This window comes from Glutamicibacter protophormiae (genome assembly GCF_014647495.1).
Classification (GTDB): Bacteria; Actinomycetota; Actinomycetes; order Actinomycetales; family Micrococcaceae; genus Glutamicibacter; species Glutamicibacter protophormiae.
The window spans coordinates 105,445-126,302 of the sequence record NZ_BMPH01000007.1; the positions used below are offsets into that span (position 1 = coordinate 105,445).

17 protein-coding genes and 1 pseudogene are annotated in these 20,858 nt (G+C 67.6%); 13 read left to right on the forward strand and 5 right to left on the reverse strand.

Features of this window, described 5'->3' with window-relative positions; translation table 11 throughout:
- Positions 1–3: 3 nt before the first annotated feature.
- The 8 genes and pseudogenes from IEY43_RS18175 (at position 4) to IEY43_RS10055 (ending at position 10,280) form a co-directional block, all read left to right on the forward strand.
- A complete protein-coding gene (locus IEY43_RS18175) occupies positions 4–3,750 on the forward strand; it encodes a DNA polymerase III subunit gamma and tau (protein ID WP_229777349.1) in 3,747 nt (1,248 codons plus the stop codon).
- A gap of 131 nt (positions 3,751–3,881) precedes the next feature.
- A pseudogene (recR, locus tag IEY43_RS10025) lies at positions 3,882–4,472 on the forward strand (recombination mediator RecR); the annotation flags it as partial.
- Between the two features lie 356 nt (positions 4,473–4,828).
- Positions 4,829–6,547 carry a DHA2 family efflux MFS transporter permease subunit gene (locus IEY43_RS10030; protein ID WP_229777350.1) on the forward strand — a complete coding sequence of 573 codons (1,719 nt, stop codon included), beginning with the start codon at positions 4,829–4,831 and terminating at the stop codon, positions 6,545–6,547.
- Between the two features lie 8 nt (positions 6,548–6,555).
- Complete coding sequence (locus IEY43_RS10035) at positions 6,556–7,032, forward strand: MarR family winged helix-turn-helix transcriptional regulator (protein WP_188948458.1); 477 nt, start codon at positions 6,556–6,558, stop codon at positions 7,030–7,032.
- Between the two features lie 68 nt (positions 7,033–7,100).
- Positions 7,101–7,295, forward strand: coding sequence for a hypothetical protein (locus IEY43_RS10040; protein ID WP_188948459.1), 195 nt, complete (start codon positions 7,101–7,103; stop codon positions 7,293–7,295).
- A gap of 47 nt (positions 7,296–7,342) precedes the next feature.
- Positions 7,343–7,894, forward strand: a complete 552-nt coding sequence (locus tag IEY43_RS10045; protein ID WP_188948460.1) for a hypothetical protein — start codon at positions 7,343–7,345, stop codon at positions 7,892–7,894.
- A gap of 207 nt (positions 7,895–8,101) precedes the next feature.
- A complete protein-coding gene (locus IEY43_RS10050; protein WP_188948461.1) occupies positions 8,102–9,388 on the forward strand; it encodes an aspartate kinase in 1,287 nt (428 codons plus the stop codon).
- A 112-nt stretch (positions 9,389–9,500) separates the two neighbouring features.
- Entirely contained in the window at positions 9,501–10,280 is a 780-nt protein-coding gene (locus IEY43_RS10055) for an aminoglycoside 3'-phosphotransferase (RefSeq protein WP_188948462.1), read from the forward strand.
- Here IEY43_RS10055 and IEY43_RS10060 read toward each other — a convergent pair.
- Both IEY43_RS10060 and IEY43_RS10065 read right to left on the reverse strand, forming a co-directional pair.
- Entirely contained in the window at positions 10,277–10,951 is a 675-nt protein-coding gene (locus tag IEY43_RS10060; RefSeq protein WP_188948463.1) for a response regulator, read from the reverse strand. The two genes, IEY43_RS10055 and IEY43_RS10060, sit on opposite strands and share 4 nt — an antisense overlap.
- Positions 10,948–12,645, reverse strand: a complete 1,698-nt coding sequence (locus IEY43_RS10065; protein ID WP_188948464.1) for a sensor histidine kinase — start codon at positions 12,643–12,645, stop codon at positions 10,948–10,950. Before IEY43_RS10065 ends, IEY43_RS10060 begins: the two co-directional genes overlap by 4 nt.
- 188 nt (positions 12,646–12,833) lie before the next feature.
- Between IEY43_RS10065 and IEY43_RS10070 the strand changes: the two genes are divergently transcribed.
- Positions 12,834–14,273, forward strand: a complete 1,440-nt coding sequence (locus IEY43_RS10070; RefSeq protein WP_188948465.1) for a CitMHS family transporter — start codon at positions 12,834–12,836, stop codon at positions 14,271–14,273.
- 88 nt (positions 14,274–14,361) lie between these two features.
- On the opposite strand, the gene IEY43_RS10075 is transcribed toward IEY43_RS10070, so the two are convergent.
- Positions 14,362–14,916, reverse strand: coding sequence for a mycothiol transferase (locus IEY43_RS10075; RefSeq protein WP_188948466.1), 555 nt, complete (start codon positions 14,914–14,916; stop codon positions 14,362–14,364).
- Positions 14,917–15,061: 145 nt separating this feature from the next.
- On the opposite strand from IEY43_RS10075, the gene IEY43_RS10080 reads away from it, so the two are divergent.
- The 3 genes from IEY43_RS10080 to IEY43_RS10090 all read left to right on the forward strand — a co-directional run bounded on the left by IEY43_RS10080 (position 15,062) and on the right by IEY43_RS10090 (position 18,103).
- Positions 15,062–15,955, forward strand: coding sequence for a 3-methyladenine DNA glycosylase (locus IEY43_RS10080; RefSeq protein ID WP_188948467.1), 894 nt, complete (start codon positions 15,062–15,064; stop codon positions 15,953–15,955).
- A 66-nt stretch (positions 15,956–16,021) separates the two neighbouring features.
- On the forward strand, positions 16,022–16,483 hold the full coding sequence (locus tag IEY43_RS10085; protein WP_188948468.1) for a hypothetical protein: 462 nt from the start codon (positions 16,022–16,024) through the stop codon (positions 16,481–16,483).
- Positions 16,484–16,525: 42 nt separating this feature from the next.
- Positions 16,526–18,103, forward strand: a complete 1,578-nt coding sequence (locus IEY43_RS10090) for a cation:proton antiporter (protein ID WP_188948469.1) — start codon at positions 16,526–16,528, stop codon at positions 18,101–18,103.
- 7 nt (positions 18,104–18,110) lie between these two features.
- Here IEY43_RS10090 and IEY43_RS10095 read toward each other — a convergent pair whose 3' ends face one another.
- Entirely contained in the window at positions 18,111–19,241 is a 1,131-nt protein-coding gene (locus IEY43_RS10095; RefSeq protein ID WP_188948470.1) for a methyltransferase domain-containing protein, read from the reverse strand.
- A gap of 176 nt (positions 19,242–19,417) precedes the next feature.
- Here IEY43_RS10095 and IEY43_RS10100 point away from each other — a divergent pair, with 176 nt between their 5' ends.
- Entirely contained in the window at positions 19,418–20,383 is a 966-nt protein-coding gene (locus IEY43_RS10100) for an ankyrin repeat domain-containing protein (RefSeq protein WP_188948471.1), read from the forward strand.
- On the opposite strand, the gene IEY43_RS10105 is transcribed toward IEY43_RS10100, so the two are convergent.
- Entirely contained in the window at positions 20,380–20,790 is a 411-nt protein-coding gene (locus IEY43_RS10105) for a YchJ family protein (protein WP_188948472.1), read from the reverse strand. The two genes, IEY43_RS10100 and IEY43_RS10105, sit on opposite strands and share 4 nt — an antisense overlap.
- Positions 20,791–20,858 lie beyond the last annotated feature (68 nt).

Genomic DNA, 20,858 nt, shown 5'->3' on the forward strand with positions numbered 1-20,858 from the left:
GGCGTGACTACAGCGCTTTACCGCAGATATCGTCCCGATACCTTCGCCGATGTCATCGGACAGGAGCACGTGACCGCTCCGCTGATGACCGCTCTGGAGAAAAACCGGGTCAATCACGCATACCTGTTCTCCGGCCCGCGCGGTTGCGGCAAGACCACCTCGGCCCGCATCCTCGCACGCTGCCTGAACTGCGAGCAGGGCCCCACCCCGATCCCGTGCGGCACCTGCCCGAGCTGCGTAGAGCTGGCCAACGGCGGCCCCGGATCCCTGGATGTCATCGAAATCGACGCGGCCAGCCACGGCGGCGTGGAAGACGCCCGCGACCTGCGCGAACGCGCGACCTTCGCCCCAGCCCGCGACCGTTACAAGATCTTCATCATCGATGAGGCCCACATGGTCACCTCGGCAGGCTTCAACGCGCTGCTGAAGATCGTCGAAGAGCCGCCGGCGCACATCAAGTTCATCTTCGCGACGACCGAACCAGACAAGGTCATCGGCACCATTCGTTCGCGCACCCACCACTACCCGTTCCGCCTGGTACCGCCCGAAGCGCTGCTGGAATACCTCAAGGTGCTCTGCGACCGCGAAAACGTCGCGGTCGCCGACGGCGTGCTGCCACTGGTCATCCGCGCGGGCGCCGGCTCGGTCCGAGATACCCTGTCGGTGCTCGACCAGCTCATGGCCGGTGCGCGCGAGGGGATCCTGGACTACGAAACCGCCATCGCGCTGCTGGGCTACACCCACTCCACGCTGCTGGACGAGGTCGTGCTCTCGCTGCACGAATCCGACGGTGCTGGACTGTTCAGCGCGATCGACCGCATCATCCAGACCGGTTTGGATCCGCGCCGTTTCGTCGAGGATCTGCTGGAGCGTTTCCGCGATCTGGTCATCGCCAAGGCAATGCCGGAGGGCTTGGAGAAGATCTTGCGCGCCGTTCCCGCCGACCAGCTCGAAGCACTGCATCTGCAGGCAGGACTGGCCGGGGCCGGCGAACTGTCCCGCTGGGCCGATGTCACCAATCAGGCGCTGACCGACATGACCGGCGCAACCTCGCCGCGCCTGCATCTGGAGCTGCTGGCGGCGCGCCTGCTGCTTCCCGGTTCGCAGAATTCCGACAGCTCCTTCGCCGCACGACTGGACCGCTTGGAACGCCATGCGATGACCGGTGGGGCGCTGCCCGCGCTGGACGGCGACGATTCCGAGGCCGCCGCCCTCGCGATGGGCTCGGCACCGAACCCGGGGGCCGCGCGTCAGGGCGCCGCCGCCGTGCGCCAGGCGCTGGCCGCGGCCAAGGCCCGTCGCGACGGGGAGCCCGTTCCCGATGCTCCTGCCGAGGTCCAGGCCGAAGCCCAGCCAGCACCGGTTCAACAAACCGACATGCAGCAGGCTCCGGTACAGCCTGCGCCGGCCCCGCAGGTCCAGCATGCCCAGCCGGCCCAGCCGCAGCAGGAAGCCCCGGCGTCTCATGCACCGGCCCAGCCGCAGCCCGTCGCGCAGCAGGCGACCCAGGCTCCTGCGCCGGCAGCGGATGACATCAACGCTCCACTGGACCCGGGAGCGGCAGCCTCGCTGAACTCGGGAGCGGATGCCGATTGGGGTGCCACGTGGGGGCCGAAGGAAGACCGCCACCCGGTCACCACCGAAATCCAGCCTGGCCCGAGCGTTCCCGCCGAGCGCCCCGACGGCGTTGCACCATTCAGTCTGGTGCCGGATCCGGCCAGCGGCGAGGACCTGTCCTTCGGGACCGGTGTCTCCATCGACGACGTCAAGCAGAACCCTGCGATGGCTGAGTTCGCGCGCCGTGCGGCCGAAAACCGCGCCCAGCAGAGCCACGCGCCGCAGCAGCAGGCAGCCCAGGTCCCGCCAATCCAGCCGGACTCCGAGGCCCAGCAGCGCGCCGCCTACGAACAGGCCCAGCAGCAGGTGCAGAACCCGGTTCAGCCAAGCCATGCACCGCAGCAACCCCAGCAGCAGCAGGCAGCCCAGGTCCCGCCAATCCAGCCGGACTCCGAGGCCCAGCAGCGCGCCGCCTACGAACAGGCGCAGCACGAAGCAGCACAGCGCGCAGCTCAGGAACAGGCCGCCCGCGAACAGGCCCAGCGTGAAGCAGCCCAGCGCGCGGCTCAGGAACAAGCCGCCCGCGAACAAGCCCAGCGGGAGCAAGCCCAGCGGGAAGCTGCAGAGCGCGAAGCGGCGCAACGCCAGCAGGCACAGGCGGCCCAGCAGCAGAACCAGTACCAGCAGCAACAGCAGGCTCCTCAGCAGCCTCAGCCGCAGGGAAACCAGCCAGCTGCCGCTGCCGGCGGAGGTTCTCCGGTCGCCAAGTTCCAGCAGGCATGGCCCCAGATTCTGGAACAGCTGCAGTCCAGCTCGCGCGTGCTGCACTCCATGGTCTCGAACTACGGATCGGTGGCTGGATTCGACGGCCGCACGCTGACGCTGGCCTTCAGCAATTCCGGCCCGATCGTCAACCTGAGAAACCGGCCGGATATGATGCAGAAGCTCACCGGCGTGCTTTCGCAGGTGGCCGGAGGGCCGATCGAGGTTGTCATCACCGAAGGCGGCTCGAACCCCGCAGGCGGTGGTTCCCCAAAAGGTGAGCGCCGGCCGATCCCGGCGCCAACCCCAGCACCAACCAAGTTCACCAAGGCTGACACCGCTGGGGTAGGTCCGCGCCCCGCGAAGCCTGCGCCGGCTCGGCCTGAGCCTGCTGCCGCCCCGGCGCCGCGCCAGGCCCCGGCCCCGACGGCGCCGACGGCTCCGACGGCCCCGGCCGCCGCGCCCGCGCGCGACAACGGCTACATGTCCAGCTACGACGATGTGCCCCCGCCCTACGACGAACCGTACATGGACGAGCCGCCGTTCCCGGACGACGGCGCCTTCGGCGACCCCTACGCGGCACCGGCTCCGGCGCAAGCGCCGGCCCAGCCAGCGGCTCCGACCGCGCAGCCGAACCGTGCTCCGCAGGTGCAACCGGTCCAGTCAGTCCCGCAGGAAGCGCCTGCCGCCCAGGCCCCGGTGGCCCCGGACGCGCAGCGCAGCAGCGCTCCGCGTCCTTTCGACGGCCCTCCGGTGGCTCCGCGTCCGCGCATGACCGCCGGGATGAGCGCCCGCCAGGCCGAGCCCCCGGGCTTCACGATCGACCGCCCGGTATCATCGACGCCGCTGCGCCCGGGCAGCACGACGGAGTCCTTCGAGCCGGCGGCCATCGCCCGCGACCCCGAACCGCAGGCCCCGGCTCCGTTGCCGGAACAGCCCCATGCTCCTGCGCAGCAGGCTCCGGTCCAGCAGGCTCCGGTCCGTCAAGCCGCACCAGCGCCGGTCGCCCCGGCACCGCACAGCGCGCCGCAACCGTCCCGGCCGGTCCAGCAGCCGCAGGCCCCGGCCCGGGAAACCGCGCCGTCCTGGGGCGCCCCGGATCCCGTCGCGCCGTCCGCGAGCGTTCCGACGGCCCCGACCCCGAACGCCGGCACCGGGCGCATGAGCCGCTACCAGCAGCTGATGAACCAGGCCAAGGACGCAGCTCCGGCCGCCGGGCCGGTGCAGTCCGCCAGCAGTTGGGGAGGCATCCCGCTGCCTCCGGAGCCGCCGATGGATGATCCGGCGGAGTTCATCCCGAGCGACGACGACATCGAGGTGGAGGACTCCGCCTTGATCGGTGTCCCGGCGGTCGAGCGGCTGCTCGGCGGCATGGTCATCGAGCAGCGCGACGTGAATGGCAACATCGTGGAAATCAAGCGCAGCCTGTGACCGATCCGGCAGCCATACAGAGTGTCGGAGTGAGACACTAGTGTGTATGTTGGCGGGGTGCGCAGAGCTCCCCGCAGCTGGCCTTCGGGCCGCGCAAGACATAATCCTGCAAGCGACGAAAGAAGGCGCACGTGTACGAAGGTGCTGTACAGGAACTGATCGATGAGCTCGGTCGGCTGCCTGGCATCGGCCCGAAATCGGCGCAGCGCATCGCTTTCCACATCCTCGATGCCGATGCCGAAGACATGACCCGCCTGGCCGCTTCGATCCAGTTGGTCAAGGAGAAGGTGAAGTTCTGCGAGATCTGCTTCAACATCTCGGAGCAGGACACCTGCGCGATCTGCCGCGATGAGCGGCGTGAAGGCTCGATGATCTGCATCGTCGAGGAGTCCAAGGACGTCCTGGCGATCGAACGCACCCGGGCCTTCGGCGGTCGCTACCATGTGCTGGGCGGATCCATCAATCCACTGGCCGGGGTTGGCCCCGAGCAGTTGCACATCCGCGAGCTGGTCACCCGCCTGGCCGACGACTCGATCACCGAGCTGATCCTGGCCACGGATCCGAATCTCGAGGGCGAGGCCACCGCGGTGTATCTGGTGCGCGCGTTGGCTCCGCTGGGCATCAAGATCACCCGCCTGGCCTCCGGGCTTCCGGTGGGCGGCGATTTGGAGTACGCCGACGAGGTCACCTTGGCGCGCGCCTTCGAGGGACGCCGGGTTGCAGGACGGGCGGCGGCCCCGCAGGTTGCACCGCAGTTGCCGGCTCCCGAGCCCCGGACCGAAGTCCCCGCACGCGGCAAGCCCGAGGCCGGGGAGTCGACGTCCGACCATCCGGTTGATGCGCAAACCCAGCAGCGATTCGTCGTTCCGGAAATGGACGACCACCGCAGCGCGACCCGCTGATCACGGAATATCCGCAGAATCCCACCTCGCCGACCACGCCCAACGCGCTGCCGGCGGGGTGTTTTTTATTCCCGACGCAGCCCTTTTGTGGAGCACCGCACATATGGTTGATGATCGTCAACTAATCATTTATAGTTGACTGGAATCAACCTTCTTCTTTCTTCTTTGGAGCGCTAATGACCGCAACCGCACCGGTCGCACAGCCCAAGATGAGCCACCGTGAAATCATGCAGGCCCTGACGGGCCTGCTGATGGGCATGTTTGTCTCCATCCTGGCTGGCACCGTCGTTTCCAGTTCCCTACCTGTGATCGTTTCCGATCTGGACGGCGGCCAGACCGCCTTCACGTGGGTCGTCACCGCCACGCTGCTGGCGACCACCATCTCCACCCCGATCTGGGGAAAGCTCGCAGACCTCGGCAACCGCAAGCTGCTGCTGCAGCTGGCACTGGCCATGTTCGTGCTGGCCTCGGCCGCCGCGGGCTTCGCGCAGAACACCGAATTCCTGATCGCCATGCGCGTCGTCCAGGGCTTGGCCGGCGGCGGCATGGGCGCGCTGAGCCAGATCGTCATGGCCGACATCCTCTCCCCGCGTGAACGCGGCAAGTACATGGGCCTGTTCGGCGCCGTCATGGCCGTGGGCACCGTAGGCGGACCGCTGATCGGCGGTTTCATCACCGACACCATCAACTGGCGCTGGAACTTTTTCGTGGCGCTGCCGTTCGCCGTGGTCGCGATCCTGCTGATCCAGCGCACCCTGCACCTTCCGGCCTTAGCCAAGCGCAAGGTCACGATCGACTATCTGGGCATCATGCTGCTGTCCTCGGGTGTAGCCCTGCTGCTGATCTGGCTGTCCATGGGCGGTTCGCAGTTCGACTGGAATTCCTCCACCAGCTACCTGATGGTCGGCGGTTCCGTGGCCCTGCTGTCACTGTTCGTGCTCACCGAGTTCAAGGCGCCCGAACCGCTGCTGAACCTGCAGCTGTTCAAGAACCGCACCTTCACCTTCGCGGTCATCGCTTCGCTGGCCGTCGGCGTCTCGATGTTCGGCACCTCGGTGTTCCTCAGCCAGTACATGATCATGGCCCGCGGCGCGACCGCCACCCAGGCCGGCTTGATGACCTTCCCGATGATGGCAGGCCTGCTGGTGATCTCCACCATTGCCGGCGCGCTGATCACACGCTTCGGCAAGTGGAAGGCCTTCGTGGTCACCGGCTCGATCCTGCAGGTCATCGGCCTGTTCCTGCTGGGAACCATCCACTACGACACCGACTTCGTCCTGGTGGGCGTGTACATGTTCATCCTGGGCGCCGGCGTCGGCCTGGTCATGCAGAACATGGTCCTGGTGGTGCAGAACGCCGTTCCCGTCAAGGAACTCGGAGTGGCTTCCTCAGCCGTGAACTTCTTCCGCACCCTGGGCGGCACCGCCGGCACCGCCGGACTCGGCGCCCTGCTGGCGATCAACATTCCGAACATGATCGCCGACCGGCAGTCGGACCTGGCCAAGGCGATGGCCGCACTGGGCGACAAGGCCGCAGAGGTCTCCGCGCAGCTGGCCTCCGGCAGCCTGCCGACCATCTCCACGCTGCCCGAGCCGGTGCGCGTGATCTTCGAATCCGTCTACGGCGACGGCGTCGCGGCGCTGTTCGCGGTGGCTGCCCCGATCTCGCTGATCACCGTCGTGGCAGTGTGCCTGCTGCCGAACCAGAAGCTGCGCACGCAGACCGCCGTTGAACGCCACCAGGAAGGCGAGGGCCAGGCCCCGGCTCCGGCTCCCGTCGTGGAAAACTCCGAAGGCCTTGAGGTGCGGCGCGCCGAAGGCACCGTGCTCACCGAGGCTCCGGCCATCCATGAAGGCGACAACGAGAAGAAGCCCGGCTCCCCCGCCGGGGCGTAGGGAGCGCCATGGAAACCGCGAGCAACGAGGCCGCAACCAGGGGCACCGAGCGTGCCGAGCTCTACGAAGCCGCCGAGCAGCAGCTGCTGGACTTCGTTGCGGTGATTTCCCGCACCAAGCGGGAGGTCGCCGCGCGCATGGAGCACCGGCTGACCCCGGCCGCGCTGCCAGTGCTCGGGCTGATCATGCGCTCCAAGCGCATCTCGCAGTCCGAGATCTGCGACCGGCTTCTGATCGACAAGGCGGCGCTCTCGCGCATGGTCGCCAAGCTCGAGGAACTCGGCCTAGTCACCCGCGAAGTGGACCCGGAGGATCGCCGGGTCTCGCAGCTGCTGCCCACCGATCTGGCGGTAACCCGGTGGCGCGAGTGGCTGCACAGCTGGCGAATGGATCTCAGGGCGCGGATGGAGCAGTGGAGCGATGGCGATCTTGGCGCGCTGACTTCATTGATCGGCCGCCTGAACTTGGACATCGCCTGCCCCTAGCTTGCGGGCGCCGCCAAGGCTGCCGCGGGCTTCGCCAAACTGTCGGAGTCCGCGGCTATCGTCGTTTTATGGATTCGCAAACGAAAATCGAAGCCGCCACGGGAACTTCCTGGGGCGAATGGGCCGGCATGCTGGACGCGATCGATGCAGACTGCCTTCCCTACGGGGAACAGGTGGAGCTGCTCGCCCGAACACTGGATGTCCCGGAAAACGAACGCCTGGCACTGGCACGCTCCATCGTGCGCGCCTACCGCAAGAAATAGCACTTCCCCAACTGGATGGCACGGTGCATTCAGGCTAGATTTCAAGCATGTCAACACGAAGCAGCAACACCGAGGCAATCGCCAATGCGACCGGACGGCCGTGGAGCCAATGGACGAAGGCCCTGCACGAGGCTTCGGCCGCCGAACTGGCCCACCAGCAGATTGCCCGGCTGGCCGCCGCACTCATGCCCCGGGACCTGGCGAACCCCCAGTGGTGGGCGCAGGGTGTCGCGGTAGCCTTCGAACAGGAAATCGGCCGCCGCCTTCCCGGTCAGGCCCAGGATGGAACATTCCAGGGATCGACCACCGCGACGCTTCCGACGACGCTGGACGGCGCTCTGGAGCGCTGGCTGCGGGCGGTGTCCGGCCTGGCGGAATTCAACGGGCAGACGCTGACCGCGGACCCCGCGATCAGTTCCAGCGAACGCTGGCGCTATTGGCGCGCGAGCTTCAGCGACGGCACCAAGACCCAGGTGGACATTGGTCTCAAGGGCGAAAAAGCCGTCGTTGCCGTAAACGTTACTAAGGCTGGGAGTCCAGAGATGGTGTCGGAGTGGAAGTCCTTTTGGCGACAAATTTTGGCTCGCACCAAGGAATAAGGCGCGATAATAGGCACATTCACCGGCGCTCTCTAGGCAATATGACCAACCGTTAACGTCACAAGTAGGTCATGATCGAGCGAAGCTGTCACAATATTTATCTGGTAGATGTCTCGCGCGGCATGATCCTGTACCCGCCAACCACGGTGTCGGCGGCGCTTCGGGAGGCGCGCGAGCCACAGCTTTCAACAGGTGGAGTGAGTGCCCATGGGCCTAATTGTGCAAAAGTTTGGCGGTTCGTCCGTATCGGATGCCGAAGGCATCAAACGCGTCGCGCGCCGAATTATTGACACCAAGAACCAGGGCCACGAGGTGGTTGTGGTGGTTTCCGCCATGGGCGACACCACCGACGACCTGCTGGACCTTGCCGGCCAGCTGACCGACGAGGCTCCCGCCCGCGAGATGGACATGCTCCTGTCCGCAGGTGAACGCATCTCCATGTCCCTGCTGGCCATGGCGATCGACCAGTTCGGCGAACGCGCCGCTTCCTTCACCGGCTCCCAGGCCGGCCTGATCACCGACTCGACCCACGGCAAGGCCCGCATCATGGAGGTCTCGCCGCAGCGCGTGCGCCGCGCCATCGACCGCGGCTTCATCGCCATCGTCGCCGGCTTCCAGGGCATGAGCAAGGAATCCAAGAACATCACCACGATGGGCCGCGGCGGCTCCGACACCACCGCGGTGGCGCTGGCCGCAGCGCTCGGCGCCGACGTCTGCGAGATCTACACCGACGTTGACGGCATCTACACTGCCGACCCGCGCGTGGTCCCGTCCGCGACCAAGATCGAGAAGATCACCAGCGAGGAAATGCTGGAAATGGCGGCCAGCGGATCCAAGATCCTGCACCTGCGTTGCGTGGAATACGCGCGCCGCTTCGGAGTGCCGCTGCATGTGCGCTCCTCCTTCAGCACCAACGAGGGCACCTGGGTGCTCCCGGACCCCAACGACAAGATCAAGATTCAAGAGGGAGAACCCTTGGAACAGCCAATCATCTCCGGTGTTGCCCACGACCATTCCGAGGCGAAGGTCACCGTCATCGGCGTCCCCGACATCCCGGGCAAGGCAGCACAGATCTTCGGCGTGATCGCCGCGGCCCAGGCCAACATCGACATGATCGTGCAGAACATCTCGACCCGCGGCTCGGGCAAGACCGACATCTCCTTCACCCTGCCGATGACCGAGACCAAGCATGTGCTGGACGCGCTGAACACCGCCAAGGGCGAGATCGGCTTCGAGGACATCGAGCACAATGACGAGGTCGGCAAGCTGTCGCTGATCGGCGCCGGCATGCGCTCGAACCCGGGCGTCTCCTTCACCTTCTTCGAGGCCCTGCACCAGGCCGGCGTGAACGTGGACATGATCTCCACCTCCGAGATCCGCATCTCCGTGGTGACCGATGCTGACAAGCTCAACGACGCGGTCCGCGCCATCCACACCGCGTTCAACCTGGACACCGAGGTGGAAGCCACCGTGTACGGCGGCACCGGCCGCTAGGCGAACCTTCCACTTGATCCGCCAGGCGGCCAGGCACTTCGGTGCCCGGCCGCCTGCGGCGTTAACACCCCGGACTTTGCGGCGCGCTCCGGGGCGCTGTCATGCTTGGGGCATGAGCAAACCCCTTTTCCTGGCAGCTCCCCCGCCCGCGGATCTGGCGGTGCCGCCCCGCGTGCTCCAGGCGGCCGGCGGCGAGCCGATCCACGGAGTCTGGCTCAACGGCCCGGGCGGGGTGACCTACCGGCTCGGTGAAGGACCTTCGCCGCGCTTCGCCAAGTGGTCCCCGCGCCCGGACGCTTCCGGCGAGGCCCGGAGCACCGCGGCCGATGAACTCGATCTGCGCCTCGAGGCCGAAAGGCTGCGCTGGGCGGCGGACTACCTGGCGGTGCCGCGGGTGCTGTCGCTGGAGGAATTCGACGACGGCCAGCTCATGGTCACCGCCGCGCTTCCCGGCCAGAATCTGGTCTCCGATTTCGGCAAGGCCGAACCGAGGCTGGCGGCCCGCGCACTGGGCCGGGGGCTGCGCCGGCTGCACGAAGCGCTGCCGGTGGGGCGCTGCCCGTTCCGCTGGGATCTGGAAACCCGTGCGGGATGGCTGGGGGACGAACTGCGCGCAGCATTCCTGGCCGAAGCGCCCGAGGAGGACCTGGTGGTCTGCCACGGGGATGCCTGCGCGCCGAACACCCTGGTCGGACCGGGGTACGAGGTCACCGGACACGTGGATTTCGGCGAGCTGGGCGTGGGCGACCGCTGGGCCGACCTGGCGGTGGCCGCATGGAGTACCGAATGGAATTTCGGGGCCGGGGTCGAAGCCGAGGTCTATGCCGGGTACGGCATCGAGCCCGACGCGCGCAAGATCGACTTCTACTGCCGCCTCTGGGACGCTACCTAGCGGGAGAGGTAGCGGTGCTCGGGGCGGCCGCGCGTCCCGTAGCCCAGTTGCAGCTCCAGCGCCTCGTTCGCGACCAGCGCCGCAAGGTAGCGCTGCGCCGTGGCCCGCGCGACGCCCACGGCCTCGGCCACCTCGGCGACGCTCATCGGCCGGGCCGACTGCTTCACGCAAGCCAGCACCGCCTGCTCGGTGGGCGCCGCGCTCGCGCCGGCGGCCGGCGCGTCATCGGCCCCTTGCAGCGTCTTGTAGAGCCGGTCGATGCCCTGCTGGTCCAGCTGCCCCGCGCCCTCCAGCTGACGTCGGTAGCGGGCCCAGCCCTTGAGCTTGGAGGACAGCGTCTTGGCGCCGAAGGGCTTGATGATGAAGGACAGCGCCCCGCGCGAAATCGCCTGGGAGATGTTCTCCGGTTCGGTCGCGGCGGAGATCATGATTGCGTCCACGCCCAGCGCGGGCAGCAGCTCCAGGCCGCTGACATGCGGCAGGTACAAATCCAGCAGGACCAGATCCGGTTTCTGCGCGGCGACCACCTTGGGCACCACCCGCGGATCCTGCACCGGTTCCAGCGCCTGGAATCCGGGCAGCGCGTTGACCATGTCCGCGTGCAGGGCGCCGACGCGGAAGTCGTCGTCGACGATCAGCACCCGATAGTTTCCCGTGGTTTTGCCGCTCATGGGCGAGGTCCTTCCGGTCGTGGATTTTCGGCGGGGGCCTGCGTTTCGGCGAGTACCGCGGGCAGCCGGGCGGCGAGCACGGCTCCGCCCTCGGCGCCTCCGGGGTCGGCCACCCAGACGTCCCCGCTGCGCGACTGGGCCAGCCGGCGGATCAGCGGCAGCCCCACCCCGGCGCCGTGCTCCGCGCCCTGCGCGGAGCCGGTGGAGACCGCGGGCGCGAAGATGTCCAGGCCGGCGGCGATGCCAGGGCCGGAATCCGCCACGGCCAGGTGCAAGGTGGTTCCCTCGGAGAGCAGGTCCACCTCCACCCAGGGGTCTCCGACGCCGCGCAGCGCCGCGGTGAAGGCGTTGTCCAGCAGGTTGCCGAGCACCGCGGTGGCGTCCTGCGCGTCATGGGCGGAGGCGATCTGGCCGAAGAGCATCGACTGCGGCGAGACACGCAGCTCGATGCCCTGCTCGTGGGCGCGCACCGCCTTCGCGGAGATGAAGGCGGACAGGTAGGCGTCGCGCACCGCCTCAAGCCCGGGGACCTGGGCAATCTTCGGCCCGGTCTCCATGACCTCCTGCAGGTACTGTTCGGCCTGCTCGATCTTGCCCAGGTTGATCAGCCCCAGCACCGCATGCATGCGGTTGGCGAATTCGTGGCGCTGGGCGCGCAGCGCATCGGCCATGTCTTGCACCGCGTCAAGCTTGGTGCCCAGTGCCTCCACGGTGGTCACGTCGTGGATCAGCACCACCTGCCCCAGGTCCACGCCGTCGCGGTTCACGTCGGTGACCCGGGCGATCAGCGAATTCCCGTTGGCATTCAGCCGCAGCGGCGCCTTGGCGTGCTCGCGGATGGCGCGCACCAGGGCCGCATCCAGCCCGGCCGACGCGTAGTGGCGCCCGACGACGTCCTTCAGCTCGGTGCGGTGAGGCAGGCCCAGCAGCTGGCGGGCCGCCTTGTTGCGCACCGTGATCCGGTGGTCCACGCCGATGCCCATGACGCCTTCGGTCACTCCGTAGAGCACCGCCTGCTGGTCGCGGACCAGCTGCGCGATCTCAGAGGGTTCCAGTCCCAGGGTCTGCCGCTTGAGCTTGCGCACCGTGTAGCGACCGGCGAGCACCGCCAGCACGGCAGCCAGCAGGGCGAACAGCACGATCCAGCTGAAGGACTGCGCCAGCGCCCCGGTCAGCGAATCGGTGGTCACGCCAACCGATACCTCGCCTATGACTATGCCGGAAGAGGAATATATCGGGACCTTGGCGCGGACCGATTCCCCCAGGGTGCCGTGCTCGCGCGAGAGATCCTCCACGCCGCTCAGCGCCACCGGCTCGGTGGACACCTTGCGCCCGATTTCCGCCGGGTTGGGATGGCTCAGCCGCAGCCCGCGGTCCTCGGTCACCACCACGAAATAGGCTTCGCCGCGGGCCACGATGGCCTCGGCCAGCTGCTGCAGCGGTCCGGTCCGCAACGCCTGGACATCAAGCCGATCCTGGGCCGCGTAGCGCTCGACCTCCCGGACCACCGAGGGCATGACCGCCACCGAGCGCGCGATGGTCAGCGAGCGGTCCTCGGCCCGGTTGAACACCTGGTTGTAGCTGGCATAGAGCGTGCCCGCGGTAACCAGCACAATCAGGAAACCCACCACGATGAACTGCAAGCGCATGATGCGCGAGGCGAAGTGTCGGGTTCCGGTGCGGGAGGAAGGCATGGCACCAAGCATATCCACCGGAGCGCACCCGGGTGAGTTTTATGAGCAAAAAGATTCCAATGACCTAAAGGGGACAGTAATCAGCACAAGCATCGCGACGTGAGCGCCGACACGTAGCTTGAAGGGGATTCCTCATTCCACCGGATGCCACGCCGATGTGGCACCACAGATCCAAGGAGGTCGGGGCAATGCTTGTTGCACTCGGATTCCTCATGGTCATCACCTTCATGGTGCTGATCATGACCAAACGCATGACTCCGCTGCTGGCGCTGATCATAGTCCCCACCGCGTTCGGCCTGTTCGCCGGCGCCGGGTTCGGCCTGGGCGACATGATCATGGACGCCATCAAGTCAATGTCCGGCACCGCGGCGCTGCTGATGTTCGCCATCATGTACTTCGGCCTGATGATCGACGTCGGGCTCTTCGACCGCCTGGTGGCGGGCATCCAGAAACTGGTCGGCAACGACCCGGCCAAGGTCGTCATGGGCACCGCCCTGCTGACCGCAGTGATCTCGCTGGACGGCGACGGCTCCACCACCTTCATCGTGGTGACTGCCGCGCTGCTGCCGATCTACCAGCGGCTGGGCCTGAGCCCGGTGGTGCTCACCTGCGTGGCCGGCTTGACCAACGGCACCTTGAACATCGTCCCCTGGGGCGGCCCGACGGCCCGCGCCGCCGCGGCGCTGGGTGTCGAGGCCTCCGACGTGTTCGTCCCGATGCTCCCGTCGCTGGGCATCGCCCTGGTGGTCATCGGCATCTTCGCCTGGCAGATGGGCATCGCCGAGCGCCGCCGCATGCAGCGCGAACGTCCCGAGCTCTGGGGCACCTCCTTGGGCGGCGGCAATGTGACCGCCGGCGCAGGCGGTTCCGGCAAGGGCCGCAGGACTCCGGGCGGCGCGTCGGCCGGCGGCTCCCCCATCGCCGTGCTGGAAGCCGTGGCCACCAAGGGCAACGGCACCGAGGCCGCGACGCTGGACGGCACCGTGCTGGACCCTAACCGCGAGACCCTGCGCCCGAAGCTGTTCTTCTTCAACCTGGCGCTGACGGTGGCCATCATGGTGCTGCTGGTCGTCGACGTGCTGCCGCTGTCCTACCTGTTCATGATCGGCACCGCCATCGCGCTGGTGGTCAACTTCCCGAAGGTCTCAGACCAGGTGAAGATGATTTCCTCGCACTCCAGCGAGATCATCGCGGTGGTCTCCATGGTGCTCGGCGCCGCGGTGCTCACCGGCGTGCTCTCCGGCACCGGCATGGTCGACGCGATGAGCCAGTGGCTGGTGGCGATCATCCCGGATTCACTGGGCCAGTACATGGCGGTGATCACCGGCCTGATCTCCATCCCGGCAACCTTCTTCATGAGCAACGACGCGTTCTACTTCGGCATCCTGCCGGTGCTCACCGAGGCCGGCGCGCACTTCGGAGTCCCCGCGGTGGACATGGCCCGCGCTTCCATCACCGGCCAGCCCGTCCACATGCAGTCCCCGCTGGTCCCGGCGATCCTGCTGCTGGTGTCCCTGGCCCGCGTGGACCTGGGCGACCACCACAAGAAGGTGCTGTGGCGTGCGCTGGTGGTCAGCCTGGTCATGCTCGTCTCCGGCGTGCTGTTCGGAGCGATCGCCATGGGCTAAGCGCCCAGCGGACCGTCCCCCGTTCCGCCCTCGTCCTCGGCCCGTGCTCCGCCCCTCCGGCGGGACACGGGCCGAAGTTCTTGCATGCTCAGGTCCGGGGATACCACGGCGGCAGATAGTCCCGCGGCGGATCCTCCCCGACGCGCCCGTCGATCGCTTCGCGCAGCAGATCCGCGTGGCCTGCATGACGGCCGTACTCCTCGATGAGGTCGCACACCAGCCGTCGGACGCTTGCCTTGCCGCCGTCGAATTCCAGCGCACTGGGCTGGTCCAGCGCCCCGGGTTGCAGCAGCCCTTGCTGGATGCGGCGGCTCGCGGCCACCGCCTGGTCGTACCTCCGGTAGGCCGCCGCAGGGTCGGTGCCGATGAGCTGGAACTGGTCGACCCCCTCCGCACTCAGCGCCAGCAGCGTTTCAGGCTTGCGCCGGGCGATCAGCCAGGTGAACTTCTCGTCCTCGACGGCGGCCAAGTGCTGCAGCAGCCCGCCCAGGCTCAGTTCGCTGGATTCCAGCCGGAAATCCAGCTGCTCGATGCCCAACCCGTCGGCCTTGTAGCGGAAGGTCGCGCGCAGCCGGTCCAGCATGCCGAACAGGTGCTGCTGCTCCGTGCCCGCCGGCGGCGGCTCCCATAGTGGTTCATTCATCGTGCGGCCTCCCGGGTTTTCGGTTTTGCTGCCTTGCAGTATGCGCGCCTGGGGCCCTGTCCGCCAACATCAACCGGCGGCCGCGCAGGTGTGAACTGGAGTACCAAAGGTGGAGTTGCAGCGCGCGGGACAGGATAATTGAGCCATGCCCCAAACCCTTGAGGTCCTCGCCCCGGCCGATTGGCTGGCCCGGGCGGCCGCGCACGAGCGCCGCGCCCGCGCCTTCGGCGAACCCTTCGTGGCGCGGCGGATGACGGGGCGCAAGCACCCGATCGAGGACTTCCTGTTCACCTACTACACGCAGAAACCCGGCCAGCTCTACCGCTGGCATCCCGGGAACGGCGTAGTGCTCTCCGGCCCCGAGGCCGCGCAACGCGGGAACTGGAAGTTCTACCGCCAGGTGGACACCGAAGGTGGACCCGGCTGGGGCTTCGACGCCGAGGCCTTCGGCCGAGCCCGCACCGAGGCCATCAGGTTCGCCCGCATCATCCTCTCCGGCACCGCGCAGCGCCCGGGAAATTTCGCCTGCTTCGGCCTGCATGAGTGGGCCATGGCGTACAAGTCGGAGGCCAACGGCATCCGCCACGAGTACCTGCCGCTGCGCTTGGGCGCCGCCGGCACGGACGAGGTCGTCGAGTCCCACCGGATCCGCTGCACGCACTTCGACGCGTTCCGCTTCTACACCCCGCAGGCCGCGCCGCTCAACGAGCTGCAGCCCACCCGCGAAACCCAGCGCGACCTTGAACAGCCCGGCTGCCTGCACGCTAACATGGACCTGTACAAATGGGCGTACAAGCTGACGCCCGCGGTGCCCAGCGACCTGGTGATGGACTGCTTCGAGCTGGCGTGGGACATCCGCACCATGGACATGCAGGCCTCCCCCTATGACTTGGGCGACTGGGGCCACGATCCGATCCGCATCGAAACGACCGAAGGCAAGGCCGAGTACGTGCGCCTCCAGAAGGAGTTCGCGCAGCGGGCCGAGGTGCTGCGCGCCCGGCTGCTGGACGTGGCCAGTGCGCTGGTGCTGCCCGAGTAGCGGCAGGCCGGGATTCCCGCGGCCGCGGCTCTGGCAAAGTCCGCGACCGGCGTGGAGAATGAGCCCATGGATGATGCGCAGACGCTGAAACGCCGGACGGCCCGGGTCTCCGGATTGCGGGTTGCGGCCGTGGCGCTCGCCGCCGGAACGGCGCTGGCCGGCTGTTCCCCGGCGACAACGGAGGCTTCCCCGACGGACCTGGAGATCGTGGTCCGCAATGACGGCACCACGGTGTCCCATGAGTACCGGCTTCGCTGCCAGGGCGAGCAGGTCGGCGAGGGCAGCACGCTGCCCACCGCGCAGGCGGCCTGCGCGCTGCTCGCCTCTGACCCCTCGGCGCTCTCCCCGTCGACGGACCAGAACCGGGTCTGCATCGAGATCTACGGCGGTCCGGATACCGCCGAGGTCACCGGGATGCTGGCCGGCCGCGCGGTGAGCGCGTCCTTCGACCGGCACAACGGCTGCGCCATCGACGACTGGTCTGCCGCGGCGCCGCTGCTGGGCGATGGGGCGCTCGGCCACCGGTAATATCCCCGATCCTGCGGGTCAAGCAATTAGAATAGGAAGACTATGGAGTTTTTCCTGCTGGTCATCGCATTGTTGTTCGCCACGATCTTGATCGTGGGCATTGGTGAGCGGATCAAGCTCCCCTACCCCATCTTGATGCTGGTTTTCGCGACCCTGGCCGGTTTCCTCCCCTTCATGCCGGAGATGCATATCGATCCGGAGCTGATCCTGCCGATCTTCCTGCCGCCCTTGCTGTTCGCCACGGCGCAGCGCAGCAGCTGGTCCGTCTTCAGGTTCCGCTGGAAGGCGCTGATCCGGCTGGCGGTGATCCTGGTCGTGGTCACTGCGGGACTGGTCGCGACGGCGGCCTGGGCCTTCGCACCGATCGCCTCGGTGCCGCTGGCACTGGCGCTCGGCGCGGTGGTCGCCCCGCCGGACCCCGTGGCGGTGGACGCGATCGCCACCAAGGTGAAGATGCCGCGGCGGCTGACCTCGCTGCTGGAAACCGAGGGCCTGTTCAATGACGCCATGGCCATCGTGATCTTCCAGCTGGCGGTGCAGGCCACCGTGAACCAGTCCGAGGTCGGGCTGTCCATCATTCCGCAGTTCCTGCTGGGCGCGGCCGGCGCGGTGGTCCTGGGCCTGGCCATGGGCTGGCTGATCGGCGCGCTGAACCGCTTCGTTCCGAACCTCGCGGCCCGCAGCGCGGCCACCCTGGTGGCGCCCTATGCGGTCTACATGATGGCAGAGGAAGTGCACGTCTCCGGCGTGATCGCGGTGGTGGTGACCGCACTGGAGATGGTGCGCCGCGACCGCCCGCAGGACTCGCAGGAGCGCCTGACCCGCCACGCCTTCTGGGAGGTGCTGGAGATGCTGGCCACCGGCCTGGCCTTCGGCCTGATGGGCATCGAGATGAACTCGGTGATCCAGGAGGAGGGCAGCAACCTGCTGGGGTTCATCCCGGGCATCATCGCGATCTGCGTGGTCGTGATCGGCGTGCGCGCCGTGTGGATGTTCGCCTCCTACTACCTGCCCAACCGCAAGAACCCGAAGATCTCCGCAGCCAAGGACACGCTGGTGCTCACCTGGTGCGGGATGCGCGGGCTGGCCACACTGGCGCTGGCGCTGGCGCTGCCCAAGGTCACCGCCGACGGCGCCCCGATCGAGGGCCGCAACTTCGTGGTGGTCGCCGCGTGCTCGGTGCTGCTGACGACGCTGGTCATTCCGGGGCTGAGCCTGCCGGCGTTGATGCGCGTGCTGAAGCTGCGCGGCAACGAGCAGGACACCAAGCGGGCGCGGCGCGCGCTGGCCCGCCGGGCGGAGGCGGTGGCCATCGCCGCGCTGAAGAAGAACGTGGAACTGCAGGAGCTGCCGGAGAACTACCAGCAGGCGGTGCGCCGGCGAATGAACTCGCTGCACACCATCCTGGCCACCGACCCGGATCCGCACGATGCGATCACCGACGAGAAGTACACGCAGATCCGTGCCGTGATCGCCAAGGCGGACGCGATCCAGGGCATCGCGCTGCAGGCGGCCCGCGCCGAGCTGCTCAAGGCGCGGCGCGAACCGAACGTCGACCCGCATCTGGTGGACGAGATCATGGGGCGCCTGGACCGGCGCACCGCGACCCTGGACCGCTAGCCGGACCTCAAGCCGCGCTGCGCTGCAGCTTGACGATGACCTCGAAGTGCTCGGTCTGCGGGAACATGTCCATGACGCGGGCCAGCTGCGGGGTGAACTTGTCCAGGCGCTTGAGGTCGCGGGCCAGCGATGGCGCGTTGCAGCTGGAGTAAATCAGGTGCTCCACGTCCGAGGCGTTCAGCCAGGCGGCCAGCTCGGCGGAGATGCCGCGGCGCGGCGGATTGACGATGACCGCGTCCGGCGCCCATCCGGCGCCCAGCGCGTACTCGGTGGCGTCGCCGACGATGAATTGGACGCCGTCCAGCCCCAGGCTGGCTGCGCTGGTGCTGGCCGCCTCGACGGCCTCGGCGCTGGTCTCGATGCCGTGCACCGTGCGGCCTTCGCCGGCGCAGTGCAGGGCGAAACCGCCCACGCCGCTGTACAGGTCCCAGAGGCTTTCCGGGTTCACGTCGTCGATCCACTGGCGGGCCTGGCGGTAGAGCGCGGCGGCGATGTGGGTGTTGGTCTGGAAGAAACCCTGCGGGCGCAGGTGCATGGGGATGCCGTTGAGCTCGAACTGCAGTGTGGTGCGGCGCGTGAGGATGATCTCCTCCGAGCCTTCGAGCACCGCCTTGTGCTCGGGCAGGAAATTCACCGACACCACCGAGCCGGGCGGCATCTTCTCCACGAACTGCGGCAGCGAGTTGCGCAGGGCCACGAAGTGCTTCTTGGTGCGCAGCACCCAGCGGACCATGATCGCCCCGGTGTCCGAGAGCGTGAGGATCACGTGCTTCAGTTCGCCCTTGCGCCGGGGGACGTCGTAGGGGATCAGCTTCAGCTCGTGGATGAAGCGTTCGACGACCGGGAACATGGCGCGCAGGGCGGGGTCGATAACGCCGCAATTTCGCAGGTCGACGCCGTGTCCATCGGCGTCGAGGATGCCGATGGTCGGATGCTCGGTGGTGCCGGAGATGACCATCTTGGCCTTGTTCCTGAAGCCCTGTTCCGGGCTTGGCTGGGCGGGCAGGAAGGCCAGCTGCCCGAAGTCGGAGAGCAGCTCCTGGCAGCGCTCCACCTTCGATTGCAGCTGAAGTTCGTAGGGCACCGTCATCAGGGTGCAGGAGCGGCAGCGATCGGCGGAGAAGTAAAGGCATTCCATGGTGCCTACGATTTTAGCGAAGAACCCTGGGGTTGAACGCCAAGTGTTCTCGACGCGGATTGCCCGCAAATTTTCAGCTTCGAGGGCTAAGCTCAATTTCAGATCAACCAGTTACCGAGCAGTGTTCAACGCCGCGCTGCGGCGGCGAATGAGGTTTGCGGACCGCGAAAGGAACGATGGCACTTCGTACCGGACTCACCACAACCCGTCGTGGCATCGTGTTGATGGCCATTCCGCTGGCCGCCGCGATCGGCGCCTGCACCGCCTGCGGGCCCGCGGCGCCGCAGGCCGAAAGCGTCCAGTCCAGCCCGTCGCCCTCAGCGAAGACCACCGCCGCCACCGCCCAGGGCCCGGAGGCGACAGCGGCGCAGGACGAAGCGAAGAAGCCATCCACCGGAAACACCGCATCGGCCGAGCCCACCGCTGCCCCTGGAAGCAAGGCCGCGAAGACTCCGGCTCCCCCGACGGCGAGCGTTGCTCCGCTGTCTTCCGGCGCGGCGGCCGGCGCGACGCTCAGCGCCCTTCCCACCACCAGCGCCAGCTTCTCGAAGGCGACCTCTGCGCTGTATCGCGCGATCGAGGACGGCAGTCCGGAAGCGGTGCGCAAGGCAGTCAAGGGCGGAGCGGACCTGGACACCGCGGATTCCTCCGGGCGCACACCGCTGATGCGCGCGGTCATCGCGGGAAATGCCGCCATCTGCAAGCAGCTGCTGGATGCAGGTGCGGACCCGAACGCCAAGGACGACTACCAGGAGTCGCCGTTCCTGCGGGCCAGCGCCTCGGGCATGGTCGGCACGCTGGCCGAGTTCCTGGACAACGGCGCCGACACCCACTCCACCAACCGGGTCGGCGGCACCGCGCTGTCGGTGGCCGCGGAAAACGGGCAGGTGGGTTCCGTGCGGGCGCTGCTCAAGACCGATATTCCCGTCGATCACGTCAACGACCTGGGCTGGACCGCGCTGCATGAAACCATCGTGCTGGGCCAGGGAAGCACGAACTCCATCACCATTGCCCGCCTGCTGGTGACCCACGGCGCGAATCCGGCGCTGAAGGACCAGACCGGATCGGACGCCTTCGAGCTGGCCAAGGAACGCCAGCAGACGCAGATGCTGAACACGCTCGTCGCCGCCAGCCGCTACTAGAGCGCGTCCAGGTAGAACCAGGCCCCGTTCTCGCGCACAAACGTGCTGACCTCATGCTGGCTTCCGCGCTGTCCGTCCTGGGCATAGTGCGCGATGAACTCCACGACCCCGCGCACGGCCTGGGCTCCTCCGGAACGGGTCTTCACGATCTGCAGCCCTTCCCAGTGCAGTTCCCCGTCCAGCTGCAGATCCGCCGGGCGGGTGGTTTCATGCCAGGAGAGCAGCAGGTACCCGGCGAGCCCCAACACGAAGGCGCTGTAGCGCGAGCGCATCAGCTGCTCGGCGGTGTCCGGCAGCACCTCGCCCGAGGCGCGGTGCTCGTGGAACGGCTGGCAGCACCGCGAGTAGGCGGGCTTCTCGGCATCGAGCGCACGGCAGGGACAGGGACTGGAGGCGTGGAATTCCATCCGTCCAGCTTACGCGGGGCACCCGAAAACCCCTTCATGAGCCTAAAATCACATGGCTAATAACTAGG